13 protein-coding genes are annotated in these 12,851 nt (G+C 55.0%); 8 read left to right on the forward strand and 5 right to left on the reverse strand.

The window, feature by feature from the left end:
- Nucleotides 1–24 precede the first annotated feature (24 nt).
- The 6 genes from ileS (at nucleotide 25) to ACLHV8_RS03215 (ending at nucleotide 6,269) form a co-directional block, all read left to right on the forward strand.
- Nucleotides 25–2,841 (forward strand): isoleucine--tRNA ligase, encoded by a 2,817-nt coding sequence (gene ileS, locus ACLHV8_RS03190; RefSeq protein ID WP_208593994.1) that lies wholly within the window; start codon nucleotides 25–27, stop codon nucleotides 2,839–2,841.
- Nucleotides 2,841–3,341: a signal peptidase II gene (gene lspA, locus ACLHV8_RS03195; RefSeq protein WP_028016633.1), complete on the forward strand. Its 501-nt coding sequence runs from the start codon at nucleotides 2,841–2,843 to the stop codon at nucleotides 3,339–3,341. Before ileS ends, lspA begins: the two co-directional genes overlap by 1 nt.
- A gap of 52 nt (nucleotides 3,342–3,393) precedes the next feature.
- Nucleotides 3,394–3,843 carry an FKBP-type peptidyl-prolyl cis-trans isomerase gene (gene fkpB / locus ACLHV8_RS03200; RefSeq protein WP_013095528.1) on the forward strand — a complete coding sequence of 150 codons (450 nt, stop codon included), beginning with the start codon at nucleotides 3,394–3,396 and terminating at the stop codon, nucleotides 3,841–3,843.
- A 1-nt stretch (nucleotide 3,844) separates the two neighbouring features.
- Entirely contained in the window at nucleotides 3,845–4,795 is a 951-nt protein-coding gene (gene ispH, locus ACLHV8_RS03205; RefSeq protein ID WP_208593993.1) for a 4-hydroxy-3-methylbut-2-enyl diphosphate reductase, read from the forward strand.
- Nucleotides 4,796–4,951: 156 nt separating this feature from the next.
- The gene (locus ACLHV8_RS03210) at nucleotides 4,952–5,506 is read left to right on the forward strand and encodes a glucose-6-phosphate isomerase family protein (protein ID WP_049005236.1); all 555 of its coding nucleotides are present in this window, start codon (nucleotides 4,952–4,954) and stop codon (nucleotides 5,504–5,506) included.
- A complete protein-coding gene (locus ACLHV8_RS03215; protein WP_049005237.1) occupies nucleotides 5,499–6,269 on the forward strand; it encodes a glucose-6-phosphate isomerase family protein in 771 nt (256 codons plus the stop codon). The genes ACLHV8_RS03210 and ACLHV8_RS03215 overlap by 8 nt, the downstream gene beginning before the upstream one ends.
- Before the next feature lie 28 nt (nucleotides 6,270–6,297).
- Here the strand turns inward: ACLHV8_RS03215 and ACLHV8_RS03220 are convergent, their stop codons facing one another.
- From ACLHV8_RS03220 to ACLHV8_RS03240, 5 genes are read right to left on the reverse strand one after another with little or no spacing between them, the layout of a single operon-like run.
- Entirely contained in the window at nucleotides 6,298–7,116 is an 819-nt protein-coding gene (locus tag ACLHV8_RS03220; RefSeq protein ID WP_028016637.1) for a PTS system mannose/fructose/sorbose family transporter subunit IID, read from the reverse strand.
- Complete coding sequence (locus ACLHV8_RS03225) at nucleotides 7,116–7,913, reverse strand: PTS mannose/fructose/sorbose/N-acetylgalactosamine transporter subunit IIC (protein WP_049005239.1); 798 nt, start codon at nucleotides 7,911–7,913, stop codon at nucleotides 7,116–7,118. The genes ACLHV8_RS03220 and ACLHV8_RS03225 overlap by 1 nt, the downstream gene beginning before the upstream one ends.
- 10 nt (nucleotides 7,914–7,923) lie before the next feature.
- Complete coding sequence (locus tag ACLHV8_RS03230) at nucleotides 7,924–8,418, reverse strand: PTS system mannose/fructose/N-acetylgalactosamine-transporter subunit IIB (protein ID WP_028016639.1); 495 nt, start codon at nucleotides 8,416–8,418, stop codon at nucleotides 7,924–7,926.
- 10 nt (nucleotides 8,419–8,428) lie between these two features.
- Nucleotides 8,429–8,857, reverse strand: coding sequence for a PTS sugar transporter subunit IIA (locus ACLHV8_RS03235; protein WP_049005240.1), 429 nt, complete (start codon nucleotides 8,855–8,857; stop codon nucleotides 8,429–8,431).
- Between the two features lie 2 nt (nucleotides 8,858–8,859).
- Nucleotides 8,860–10,602: a class I mannose-6-phosphate isomerase gene (locus tag ACLHV8_RS03240; protein ID WP_208593992.1), complete on the reverse strand. Its 1,743-nt coding sequence runs from the start codon at nucleotides 10,600–10,602 to the stop codon at nucleotides 8,860–8,862.
- 187 nt (nucleotides 10,603–10,789) lie between these two features.
- On the opposite strand from ACLHV8_RS03240, the gene ACLHV8_RS03245 reads away from it, so the two are divergent.
- The gene (locus ACLHV8_RS03245) at nucleotides 10,790–11,797 is read left to right on the forward strand and encodes a LacI family DNA-binding transcriptional regulator (RefSeq protein WP_129323952.1); all 1,008 of its coding nucleotides are present in this window, start codon (nucleotides 10,790–10,792) and stop codon (nucleotides 11,795–11,797) included.
- Nucleotides 11,798–11,930: 133 nt separating this feature from the next.
- Entirely contained in the window at nucleotides 11,931–12,752 is an 822-nt protein-coding gene (gene dapB / locus ACLHV8_RS03250; RefSeq protein ID WP_208593991.1) for a 4-hydroxy-tetrahydrodipicolinate reductase, read from the forward strand.
- Nucleotides 12,753–12,851 lie beyond the last annotated feature (99 nt).

Below are 12,851 nucleotides of genomic sequence, written 5' to 3' on the forward strand. Positions count from 1 at the left end.
GATAAATACGGAACCGAGAATCTGATGAGTGACTATAAATCAACCCTGAATTTGCCGGAAACAGGGTTCCCGATGCGCGGCGATCTCGCCAAGCGTGAACCGGGAATGCTGGCGCGTTGGACTGATGATGACCTGTACGGCATCATTCGTGCAGCCAAAAAAGGCAAAAAAACCTTCATTCTGCATGATGGCCCTCCATATGCGAATGGCAGCATTCATATTGGTCACTCTGTAAACAAGATTCTGAAAGACATTATCGTGAAGTCCAAAGGACTCGCGGGATATGACTCGCCTTACGTTCCGGGCTGGGACTGCCACGGTCTGCCAATCGAGCTGAAAGTTGAGCAAGAGTTTGGCAAGCCAGGTGAGAAGTTCACCGCCGCAGAGTTCCGCGCGAAATGCCGCGAATTTGCAGCCACTCAGGTTGACGGTCAGCGTGCTGATTTCATCCGTCTGGGCGTGCTGGGCGACTGGTCACACCCTTACCTGACCATGGACTTCAAAACTGAAGCCAACATCATCCGTGCGCTGGGCAAAATCATCGGTAACGGCCACCTGCACAAAGGCGCGAAGCCGGTGCACTGGTGCGTGGACTGCCGTTCTGCGCTGGCAGAAGCGGAAGTTGAGTATTACGACAAAACCTCTCCGTCTATCGACGTGGCGTTCCACGCGGTAGATCAGGATGCGGTGAAAGCTAAATTTGGCGTGTCGTCCGTTAACGGTCCGGTCTCTCTGGTTATCTGGACCACCACGCCGTGGACGCTGCCTGCCAACCGCGCGATCTCCCTGTCAGGTGAGTTCGAATACGCACTGGTGCAGATTGACGGTCAGGCGGTTATCCTGGCGAAAGACCTGGTTGAAAGCGTGCTGAAACGCGCGCATATCGCCAACTATACCGTGCTGGGCACCGTGAAAGGCGACGCGCTGGAGCTGATGCGCTTCAAACACCCGTTCCTGGACTTCGATGTTCCGGCGATCCTGGGCGACCACGTCACGCTGGACGCGGGTACCGGTGCGGTACATACCGCCGGTGGCCACGGTCCTGACGACTACAACATCAGCCTGAAATACGGTCTGGAAATCGCCAACCCGGTTGGCCCGGACGGTTCATACCTGCCTGGCACCTACCCGGCGCTGGACGGTATCAACGTCTTTAAGGCGAACGACATCATCGTCGATATGCTGCGCACCAGCGGCGCACTGCTGCACGTTGAGAAAATGCAGCACAGCTACCCGTGCTGCTGGCGTCACAAGACGCCGATCATCTTCCGTGCGACCCCGCAGTGGTTCGTCAGCATGGATCAGAAAGGCCTGCGCGCGCAGTCTCTGAAAGAGATCAAAGGCGTGCAGTGGATCCCTGACTGGGGCCAGGCGCGTATCGAATCCATGGTGGCGAACCGTCCTGACTGGTGTATCTCCCGTCAGCGTACCTGGGGCGTGCCAATGTCTCTGTTCGTGCATAAAGAGACGCAGGAACTGCACCCGAACACCCTGGAACTGATGGAAGAAGTGGCGAAGCGCGTCGAAGTTGACGGTATTCAGGCGTGGTGGGATCTCGATTCCCGCGACATCCTGGGCGCTGATGCAGACAACTACGAGAAAGTGCCGGATACCCTGGACGTGTGGTTCGACTCCGGGTCTACCCACTCCTCAGTCGTTGACGTACGCCCGGAATTTGCCGGTCACGCTGCCGACATGTATCTGGAAGGATCTGACCAACACCGTGGCTGGTTCATGTCATCTCTGATGATCTCTACCGCTATGAAAGGCAAAGCCCCTTACCGCCAGGTACTGACCCACGGTTTCACCGTGGATGGTCAGGGCCGTAAGATGTCCAAGTCTATCGGTAACACCGTTTCTCCGCAGGACGTGATGAATAAGCTGGGCGCAGACATTCTGCGTCTGTGGGTGGCTTCGACCGACTACACCGGCGAAATGGCGGTGTCTGATGAGATCCTGAAACGTGCTGCCGACAGCTATCGTCGTATCCGTAACACCGCGCGCTTCCTGCTGGCGAACCTGAACGGTTTCGATCCGGTGAAAGACATGGTGAAACCGGAAGAGATGGTGGTTCTGGATCGCTGGGCGGTAGGCTGTGCGAAAGCGGCGCAGGAAGATATCCTGAAAGCCTATGAGTCTTACGACTTCCACGAAGTGGTGCAGCGCCTGATGCGCTTCTGCTCCATCGAGATGGGCTCGTTCTACCTCGACATCATCAAAGACCGCCAGTACACCGCGAAAGCGGACAGCGTGGCGCGTCGTAGCTGCCAGACCGCGCTGTTCCACATCGCAGAAGCGCTGGTGCGCTGGATGGCGCCGATCATGTCCTTCACCGCGGATGAAATCTGGGGCTACCTGCCAGGCAACCGTGAGAAATATGTCTTCACGGGCGAGTGGTACGAAGGTCTGTTCGATCTCTCCAGCACCGAAGCGATGAATGACGCTTTCTGGGACGAGCTGCTGAAAGTGCGTGGCGAAGTGAACAAGGTTATCGAGCAGGCACGTGCGGATAAGAAAGTCGGTGGCTCTCTGGAAGCGACAGTGACTCTGTACGCAGAACCTGAGCTGGCGGCAAAACTGACGGCGCTGGGCGATGAATTGCGATTTGTCCTGTTGACCTCCGGTGCGAAAGTTGCAGATTATGCCGACGCTTCTGCTGATGCTCAGCAGAGCGAGTTGCTCAAAGGACTGAAAGTCGCGCTGAGCAAAGCCGAAGGTGAGAAATGCCCGCGCTGCTGGCACTACACCACTGATGTCGGCAAGGTGGCGGATCACGCAGATATCTGCGGACGCTGTGTAAGCAACGTCGCCGGAGACGGCGAAAAACGTAAGTTTGCCTGATGAGTAAAACTCTCTGTTCAACAGGACTGCGCTGGCTGTGGCTGGTTGTGGTGGTGCTGATTATTGATCTGGGCAGCAAGTTCCTGATCCTCCAGAATTTTGCTCTGGGGGAGACGGTTTCACTGTTCCCGTCGCTTAACCTGCACTATGCACGCAACTACGGTGCGGCGTTTAGTTTCCTTGCTGACAGCGGTGGCTGGCAGCGCTGGTTCTTTGCAGGTATCGCGATCGGTATCTGTGTGGTGCTGGCGGTGCTGATGTACCGTTCGAAGGCAACGCAAAAGCTGAATAACATTGCCTACGCACTGATCATTGGCGGCGCACTGGGCAACCTGTTTGACCGCCTGTGGCACGGCTTTGTGGTCGATATGATCGACTTCTACGTCGGCGACTGGCACTTCGCGACCTTTAACCTCGCCGATAGCGCAATTTGCATCGGTGCGGCGTTAATCGTGCTGGAAGGCTTCTTGCCTAACTCGGCCGCGAAAGAGCAGGCGTAACACACTCGCCCGGTGGTGTAGTGCCACCGGGCAAAACAAGCGAGCAATTTGCATGTCTAAATCCGTACAGAGCAACAGCGCGGTTCTCGTTCACTTCACGCTGAAACTGGATGATGGCTCTACCGCTGAATCCACCCGCAATAACGGCAAACCAGCCCTGTTTCGTCTTGGCGATACCTCCCTGTCTGAAGGTCTTGAACAACAGCTTCTTGGTCTGAAAGAGGGTGAGAAAAAGGCGTTTTCACTGGAGCCGGATGCCGCGTTTGGCGTGCCAAGCCCGGATCTGATCCAGTATTTCTCGCGCCGCGAGTTTATGGATGCGGGCGAGCCGGAAATCGGGGCGATTATGCTCTTTACCGCTATGGATGGCAGCGAAATGCCTGGCGTGATCCGCGAAATCAACGGCGACTCCATCACCGTTGACTTCAACCATCCACTTGCCGGGCGCACCGTCCATTTTGATATTGAAGTGCTGGAGATTGACCCAGTACTGGAGGCCTGAAATGCAGATCCTGTTGGCTAACCCGCGCGGCTTCTGCGCCGGTGTAGACCGCGCTATCAGCATTGTTGAAAACGCGCTGGAGATCTACGGCGCGCCGATTTATGTGCGTCACGAAGTAGTGCATAACCGCTATGTGGTCGACAGCCTGCGCGAGCGCGGTGCCATCTTTATCGAGCAGATTAGCGAAGTGCCGGATGGTGCGATCCTGATTTTCTCCGCGCATGGCGTTTCTCAGGCAGTGCGTAACGAAGCGAAAAGCCGCGATTTGACGGTGTTTGATGCCACCTGTCCTTTAGTGACAAAGGTGCATATGGAAGTGGCGCGTGCCAGCCGTCGTGGTGAAGAGTCGATTCTGATTGGCCACGCGGGTCATCCGGAAGTTGAAGGCACCATGGGCCAGTACAGCAACCCGGAAGGGGGCATGTATCTGGTTGAGTCACCGGAAGATGTCCTGACGCTGAATGTGAAAAACGAAGCCCGTCTGTCGTTTATGACCCAGACGACGCTCTCCGTGGACGATACCTCTGACGTGATTGATGCCCTGCGTCAGCGTTTCCCGAAAATCGTCGGGCCGCGTAAAGATGACATCTGCTACGCGACCACTAACCGCCAGGAAGCGGTGCGTGCACTGGCTGAACAGGCGGATGTGGTGCTGGTTGTTGGCTCGAAGAACTCCTCTAACTCCAACCGCCTGGCCGAGCTTGCGCAGCGTATGGGGAAAGCGGCATTCCTGATTGACGATGCAACGGACATTCAGGAAGCGTGGGTGAAAAATGTGGCCTGCGTCGGCGTTACCGCAGGCGCTTCCGCGCCGGATATTCTGGTGCAGAACGTGATTGTCCGTCTGCAGGAGCTGGGCGGTGGCGAAGCGATACCGCTGGAAGGACGCGAAGAGAACATCGTTTTCGAAGTCCCGAAAGAACTGCGTATCGACGCCCGCGAAGTGGAATAGTTTACTCTCTGCCTGAAAAATGCCGGTGGCGAAAGCTACCGGCATTTTTGTTTCTGGTTAACTGTGATTCACCATCAAGATTGGTGCCTTCATCGACAGGTTAATCGTTTAATCTGATAGGCTGATGTTGCTGTTCTCCTTGGGCCGGAGATGACTATGGAACCAGAAATTATTCTGCCACCTCAGGTGGCATGGGCTACTGGGGCGCTAGCCAGAGGCCCGCTTGTTCGCAAGACAACCCGCCTTGCCGATCTTCCCTGCATCTTCGCTAACCGCGAGGAGTGGAGGTGTCGCGACCCCCAACAAAGCGTATACGACGTTGAGGTACTGGAATCCCCCATGGCTGAGGGGGCGCTCTACGTTGGTGTCACGCACCTTCATGCAGGTAAAGTTGGTGATGAGTTCTTTATGACGCGCGGTCATTTTCATGAGCGCCGTGAACAGGGGGAAGTCTATTTTGGCCTGCGTGGCAGCGGCTTACTGTTGTTGCAAACGGAGGCGGGCGATGCGCGTATTGAGCAGGTAGCAACAGGGTCGGTACACATTATTCCTCCTTTTACGGCGCACCGTTTGATCAACACCGGTAATGAGACGCTCTCCTCGCTGGCCGTCTGGCCAAGCGTCGCGGGGCACGACTACGCGGCGCTGGCAGAGGGTTTCGCTCTGCGAGTCTTTGCCGCCGGGCAAGGTGTCGAGGTGCGTCATGTCTGACTATGGCCTTGATATGACCATTACCCATCAACCGCTGGGTTTTAGCTATGGTGATGATGTCACCGGGCCGATGCCGGAAATCCGTAGTCTGGATCAGATTCGCCCGTCACTGCGCGATCCTGACTGTCAGGGGCCGGATCTGGTGTATGCCATCGCCATGGATGTCGCGCGACTGATGGACAGGCCGGAGCTGGAAAAACGGATGTTGCTCTTTGGTGTGGTTACCTACGCCGCAGGTACGCTCGGCGATGAGCCAATTCGCAGCCAGGGGCATATTCACCGCATCAGCCAGCATAGCGGATGGTCACCGCCGGAGCTTTATGAGATCTGGCAAGGTAAAGCGATTATTTACATGCAGGAGTACGTCGAGGACGATCCCGGACGCTGTTTTGCCGTTTTAGCGGGGCCAGGAGAAAAGGTGCTGGTGCCACCTGGCTGGGGTCATGCGACTATTTCGGCCTCGCCTGATACTCCGCTGACTTTTGGTGCCTGGTGCGATCGTGAGTACGGCTTTGAATATGACGCGGTTCGCGCGCGCAAGGGGCTGGCCTGGTATCCGCTGGTTCAGGGAAAAAATATTATATGGCAGCATAATAGCCACTATATGGCAGGGCGGTTACAGATGATCACACCGCGTCGTTACAGTGAGTTTGGTATTACGGACGAGCCTATTTATCAGCAGTTTATTGACGATCCGGCTCGGTTTCAGTTTATCTCGCGCCCGGACAGAACGGCAGAGCTGTGGCACCATTTCCATCCATAAAAAAAGCCGGGGCAGAGCCCCGGCTTTTTTATCCTGCAAACACCCCGGTTGCCACGCCAAGCGCTGCGAGTACCAGCAGTAGAACCATGGCTTTGACTGGCGACACGCCGCGTTTTGCCATCAGGTACCAGGTACCCAGCACCACCACCAGCGGAAGCAGTTGCGGGAAAATACCGTCCAGCATCTGCTGCACGTGAATGTTAACGCCGTCGCGGGTGATGAACTCCAGCCCGGTACCGAGCTTCACATAGCTGGCCGCCACGCCGCCCATGACGAATACGCCCAGCAGGGAGAGCGCTTCCCGTAGGCGGGTGGATTTGCTGCTGACCAGCATCTCCACAGAGCCTGATCCCATCTGGTAGCCTTTAAGAAACAGGAACCATGAGCCCGGGATAATAATGGCCAGCCAGGCAACGGTATAAAACAGCGGGCCAAGTATGTTCCCTCCTGCCGCCAGCGCCATCCCGATGCTGAGGAGGATGGGGATTAGCATTCCGGGGATCATCGAATCGCCGATCCCTGCTATCGGCCCCATCAGGCCCACCTTCAGAGTGTTGATGGTTTCACCATCAATCGGCTCGCCGTTGGCTTTCTTCTCTTCCAGACCCAGCGCCATACCGTTAACAATCGCGCCAATTTGCGGCTCTGTGTTGTAGAACGACGCGTGACGACGCAGCATCTCGGTGCGTTGTGCTGCATCGGGATAGAGTTTTTTTGCCACCGGCAGCATGCTCAGGCAGAAGCCGAAAGATTCCAGCCGTTCAAAGCTCATTGAAGAGAGGTTGTGCATCATCCACGCCCGCCAGCAGCGGCGCAGATCTTTGCGGGTCAGTTTACGTTCTTCCATCAGAATTCATCCTCGTCGTCAGGGACTGGTGCAGAGGCCACGGCCTGCGGCGTCTCAGGTTTGTAGTTGTAATGAATCAGCGCCAGCAGGGCGCCCACGATCACCAGCGCAACCATATTGAGTTTCAGGAAAACGATGCAGACGAAGCCCACCAGGAAATAGATGAGCATGGTGTAGCTTTTGATGATCTGCTTAAGCAGGATGGCAATACCGACGGCGGGCAAAATACCGCCCAGCACGTTCATGGTCGAGAGTACGATCTGCGGCAGGCTGTCCATAAAGCCGCTAATGTATTGCGCGCCAAAAAAGACGGCGATAAACGTGGGGACAAAGCGCAGCACAAAATTCATCACCTGTGGCCATATGGCGCTGTTGAGGTAGATTCCTCGCTCATCGCCATTTTCCAGCGCGACATCCGCCCGATGATTCCAGAATGAATTGAGCACCATCATCGCATTGAAGAGAATGGTTCCGGCGATACCGATAGTTGCTGCCAGTGCGACGGCAACCTCAGGTCCTTTGCCGGAAAGGATCCCCAGCGCAATGGCTGGATAAGCCACAAAGTTTAAATCTGCTGGCATCGAGCCGCCGGGGGTCACCATCGCGATATACACTGCCTGCACCGCTACGCCAATCATAATTCCGGTTTTGATATCGCCCAGGATCAGGCCAACCAGCATCCCGGAAATAAGCGGTCGGGAGATGAGATACCAACCGCCAGTCAACCCTAAAAGCCACGGACTGCTGAGTGCACCCAGATAACACAGCAGGCCAATTAATGACGCTTCGATAAACATGATCCGCTCCTTATTTCAGCTTTTGTCTGGCGTCCTGCCAGGTATAAAAACTGGCATCTGGAACCAGGCGGAATTCAATCGCGTGTCCCTGGACGGTGAGCCACTCGAACGCCGCCGCTTCATCTTTCGTGACCGATTGATTCGGGCCGATGGTGATCGTGTTAGCGCGAGCGCTCATCGGCCCCACGTTGATTTTCCCGTTGCTGTTTTTCAGGCTAATGCCTGCCTGTTCAATTCGCTGCAGCGTAAGCGGCGATTTGCCTATCACAAAATACCGCTTCTCGCTGGCAATCACTTTGGGCAGTTTTTCAATCGCCGTTGCGGTATCGAACAGCCACACTTTGGTGTCAGAGACGGCGCCTTTCATGACCGACGACAGCAGCGGATCGGCCGCAACGGCATCATCAATGGCAACGATGCCGTCACAGGGCAGCTCTTTGGCCCAGCGTGTGATGAGCTGCCCATGGATCACGCGATCGTCGATGCGAACAAAAGAAATACTCATATGCAGCTCCTTAAAAATCGTCTGTCGGTTCAGAATCTATCTGTTTCGCCTGTACCAGCGTCGGCAGAGTGAGTTGGATTATTTGCGCGGCAGCATGATGAACATCGCGTGCCATCATCACCTCGTCGGTTTGCAGCAGCATCGGGAAGTTGACCCCCGCGACCACGGCGACAGGTGGATGTGTATGCTGGTTAAACGCGACCTCGCAAGCCACATTCCAGGGCGTGCCGCTTTGCATATCACACAGCACCAGCACGCCATCAGCATTTATGCTTGCTGCTTCCAGAGTGGCGCAAAAGTCACGGCGGAAGCCCTCTATCCCTGCCTGTTCGGTCAGACAAACGGCGTGCACGCCGGGCAGATCGCCATAAACCATCCGGCCGCTCTCCAGCAGAGCGCTGGCAAGCGGACCGTGGGTGGCGACAATAAAATGAATCATCGTTAACTCCTTACCCAGGCTTTGATAGTCGCCAGTGGTTGGCTGGAGGAATTGGCGGGCGGTGAAATGCGATATTCACCGACGCTTGCCGGAATGATGAAGGTTTCGGCGTAATGGACGGTGAAAGGTGCAAACGCACCGGTTGGGCTATCGACAATGGCTTCGTCTCCCTCCACGAGATTCAGCACATTCACACCGCCACCGGTATGATGCAACACGGGTTCGCTAAACCAGTGACGACGGGTTTCGATAAATTCTCGCTCGTGCAGCCCCGTTCGTTCTTCGCGCCAGTAATTTCCTTCTGCGATAGGTTCAAACTGATTCACCAGATGCTGATGCACCCACTGCGTGTCGCGCTGCCAGTCGATCACCTTTTCACCGTGGTCCAGGTGTACCGGGCGCGGCAGACCGTCCAGCCCAAGGCGGCCCCAGTCCCATAGTTTGAAGGTGAAGATATACGGCGTAGCGCTGATCTCCAGTACCATGGTCCCGGCGCCGGAGCAGTGCACTGTGCCTGCAGGGATCAGGAAATGGTCGTGTTTTTTGGCCGGGATTTGATTAACGAAACGGGCATCATCAAACGGTTTGTCACCGCGCCCCGCACGCCTGAGATCGTCCATCATGTCCTTAGGATCTATACCGGTTTTGGTGCCCAGATAAACAACGGCATCTGGCCTGGCGTCCAGGATGTAATAGCTCTCATCCTGGGTGTAATGCATCCCGAACTGTTGCTGGATGTACTCGGTAACGGGGTGGACCTGGAAGCTTAGGTTTTGGCCGCCAACGGTATCGAGAAAGTCAAAGCGAATCGGGAACTCCGCGCCGAAACGTGCGTGAACTTTCTCACCCAGCAGAGCGCGAGGCTCAAGCAGAACCAGATCCTGAGAGGGGATCTCGATCCGCACTGCGCCAAAACGCAGTAACAGGCTGTTTTCCTCGGGCACACAGTCAAAACACCATGCGTAATTGGGTGCAGAGGGATCGAGATCGAATTGTTGTTTCATCCACTGGCCGCCCCAGATTCCGGGGTCGAAAAAGGGGACTACGCGGAAAGGCTGCGAGGTCGTTTGTTCAAGCCCGGCACGCAGGGCTTCGCCGCTGACCATCGCGGGCTGGTTTGCCCGGGTTGTATCCAGTAAAAAATCGGCGCGTTTGAGAAGCGGCGTTTTGTGGCGATCGAAGACTCTCCATTCGATAAAAAAGGCGCGTTTGTAGCGACGAAGGATATCTTCATGCTGATTCTCTACGCCCCAGTTCCCCATCTCACCGCTGCGCATACGCTGCTGGATCTCCCATCGAGGAAGATCGGCATACACCAGCACATCACCCGGATGGACGAGCGCCGCACCGGGGCCGTAAATCACAATCAGCCCTTCAGAGCATTGGCTCACCTGAGCCTGCAATGTTTCCAGACGAGTGGGATCGAAAAACTCACCGAGCTGGTGGCAGGAGAGTACGCCAAAGACGCGATCGTCGGTGAGGTTGCGTGCCAGCATTTCATGAATGGTGCGCTCATCCTGTCGCGCTTGTTCGACATTGATTGTGAGTGTCGGACGCAATTGCGGCAGCAAAGCGTTCTCAAGTTCGGTCATGCGCACGCCTGGATAGCAATCAATCACCAGTACGGTGCGGCTGCACTGTCGGGTTTTTGCATCAAGGCTGCTGATAATCGCCTCCCAACCTTGCCAGGCGCTGTCGTCATAACCCTGAATCATCACCGTGGGGAATTTGTCGTAAGTTGTCATCTTATCCTCCGTAATCGTTATTTAAGGTTATTCGATTAACCGCATTTGAGAAGAGTGGTTAACGCGATTAACCCGCCATAAATACGAATGGGATCCTGATTGATAGCCGTAATGTGAAGAGACTCACAGGGAAAAATGCAAAAAAAAGGTTATTCGATTAATCTGTAGTGAAGACTAAGGAGACAACATGACAGGAATCACGCTGGCAGATGTTGCGAAGTACGCAGGGGTATCTACGGCAACGGTATCAATGGTGCTGTGCAATAAAGGGCGCATTTCGCAAAGCACACGCGAAAGGGTACTGAAGGCGCTGGATGAATCGGGCTATGTCTATAACCAGACGGCGGCAAACCTGCGAAACCGCAGCAGTAATCAGGTGGGGCTGCTGTTGCATGACATCACCAACCCTTTCTACGGCGAGATGACCGCCGGCTTAAGCCATGAGATGGAGCGCCATGAGCTGATGCTGTTTCTGGCAAATAGCGAAGAATCCGCCGAGCGACAGCAAAAGTTTGTTGATTCGCTGATGCGTAACAACGTGGGTGGCATGGTGCTCTGTGCCGCCCGCGAAACGCCCCAATCATTTTTTGATAGCCTGAAGCGACGCAATATTCCGGCGATTATGGTTGTACGACCGCTTAGCGATCCGGGGTTCGATTTTGTTGGAACAGATAACTTTCTTGGCACCCAAATGGCGACCGAACATCTTTTAAAAATGGGACACCGGCGGATCGCATTTATCGGCGGTAGCCAGAATTCGGGGTCACGGGCGCAGCGTATTGGCGGATTTACCAGTAAACTTCTGGAATACGGTATTACGCCGAATCCGGCCTGGATTGTGACTTCACAGGCCAGCCAAAGCGATGGTGCACGGGTGGCAGAGAGTTTGCTGACCGATAATCCGGAAATCACCGCCGCGATTTGTTATCAGGATATTGTGGCCCTCGGGGTTATGCAGTGTTTACGCAAATTGAACCGGGAACCCGGACGTGATTTTGCCCTGGTGGGATTCGATGACATCACCGAAGCGGCGCTGGTTCAGCCTGCACTAACGACGGTATCTGTCGCCGCGAAAGAGATTGGGCGCAAGGCAGGAGAGTTGCTGTATAGCCGCATGCAAGGAAATGATGAACCGGCAAAACGGATTATCCTTCCCCCCGCCCTCGTGGTGCGGGAATCCTGCGGTTTTCGCTGATCGTTATGCTTTTTACTGATATTTCTTCCTGTTTATCATTAAATTCTAATTATTGGTGTTTTCAGTTGGCAGCACAGAGCAAGGCTGGTTAATCTGAAAACGGTTTACATCATTTTAACGTAAGAGAATAACTATGCATGATGCACAGATCCGTGTCGCGATTGCGGGCGCGGGTGGACGTATGGGCCGTCAGCTGATTCAGGCGGCGCTACAGATGGATGGTGTGGCGCTGGGTGCGGCCCTGGAGCGTGAAGGTTCCTCACTTCTTGGTGCCGACGCAGGTGAACTGGCGGGGGCGGGAAAGACGGGCGTTACCGTCCAGAGCAGCCTTGACGCGGTTAAAAATGACTTCGATGTGTTCATCGACTTTACCCGCCCGGAAGGGACGCTGACGCATCTGGCGTTTTGCCGCCAGCACGGCAAAGGAATGGTCATCGGTACTACCGGTTTTGACGACGCAGGTAAGCAGGCCATTCAGGACGCATCAAAAGAAATTGCGATTGTCTTTGCTGCGAACTTTAGCGTGGGCGTAAACGTCATGCTCAAGCTGCTGGAGAAAGCGGCGAAGGTGATGGGCAACTATACCGACATTGAGATTGTTGAAGCGCACCACCGTTACAAAGTTGATGCGCCATCAGGTACGGCGCTGGCAATGGGTGAAGCGATTGCTCATGCACTTGATAAAGATTTAAAAGACTGCGCGGTCTATACCCGCGAAGGTTACACCGGCGAACGCGTGCCGGGAACCATTGGCTTCGCAACCGTGCGAGCGGGTGACATCGTCGGCGAACATACCGCGATGTTCGCCGATATTGGCGAGCGTGTTGAAATTACGCATAAAGCCTCCAGCCGTATGACCTTTGCAAACGGTGCCGTACGATCTGCTTTGTGGTTAAAAGGCAAAAGAAATGGTCTTTTTGATATGCGGGATGTGCTTGATCTCAACAATTTGTAGAGCTTATTACCCATCGTGATGTGGTTATTGCAGTCGTAATTACTTGATTGCATAGGGCAATAATTTATTGCCCTTTTATTTTACCTGTTTCATTGTCTA

The organism is Enterobacter sp. CPE_E863 (assembly GCF_046521465.1).
GTDB lineage: Bacteria > Pseudomonadota > Gammaproteobacteria > Enterobacterales > Enterobacteriaceae > Enterobacter > Enterobacter adelaidei.

What these genes read in the sequence shown, in the direction of transcription:
- ileS (WP_208593994.1), top strand. Translation starts at nt 25, where the DNA reads ATGAGTGACTATAAATCAACCCTGAATTTGCCGGAAACAGGGTTCCCG.
- lspA (WP_028016633.1), top strand. Translation starts at nt 2,841, where the DNA reads ATGAGTAAAACTCTCTGTTCAACAGGACTGCGCTGGCTGTGGCTGGTT.
- fkpB (WP_013095528.1), top strand. Translation starts at nt 3,394, where the DNA reads ATGTCTAAATCCGTACAGAGCAACAGCGCGGTTCTCGTTCACTTCACG.
- ispH (WP_208593993.1), top strand. Translation starts at nt 3,845, where the DNA reads ATGCAGATCCTGTTGGCTAACCCGCGCGGCTTCTGCGCCGGTGTAGAC.
- ACLHV8_RS03210 (WP_049005236.1), top strand. Translation starts at nt 4,952, where the DNA reads ATGGAACCAGAAATTATTCTGCCACCTCAGGTGGCATGGGCTACTGGG.
- ACLHV8_RS03215 (WP_049005237.1), top strand. Translation starts at nt 5,499, where the DNA reads ATGTCTGACTATGGCCTTGATATGACCATTACCCATCAACCGCTGGGT.
- ACLHV8_RS03220 (WP_028016637.1), bottom strand. Translation starts at nt 7,116, where the DNA reads ATGGAAGAACGTAAACTGACCCGCAAAGATCTGCGCCGCTGCTGGCGG.
- ACLHV8_RS03225 (WP_049005239.1), bottom strand. Translation starts at nt 7,913, where the DNA reads ATGTTTATCGAAGCGTCATTAATTGGCCTGCTGTGTTATCTGGGTGCA.
- ACLHV8_RS03230 (WP_028016639.1), bottom strand. Translation starts at nt 8,418, where the DNA reads ATGAGTATTTCTTTTGTTCGCATCGACGATCGCGTGATCCATGGGCAG.
- ACLHV8_RS03235 (WP_049005240.1), bottom strand. Translation starts at nt 8,857, where the DNA reads ATGATTCATTTTATTGTCGCCACCCACGGTCCGCTTGCCAGCGCTCTG.
- ACLHV8_RS03240 (WP_208593992.1), bottom strand. Translation starts at nt 10,602, where the DNA reads ATGACAACTTACGACAAATTCCCCACGGTGATGATTCAGGGTTATGAC.
- ACLHV8_RS03245 (WP_129323952.1), top strand. Translation starts at nt 10,790, where the DNA reads ATGACAGGAATCACGCTGGCAGATGTTGCGAAGTACGCAGGGGTATCT.
- dapB (WP_208593991.1), top strand. Translation starts at nt 11,931, where the DNA reads ATGCATGATGCACAGATCCGTGTCGCGATTGCGGGCGCGGGTGGACGT.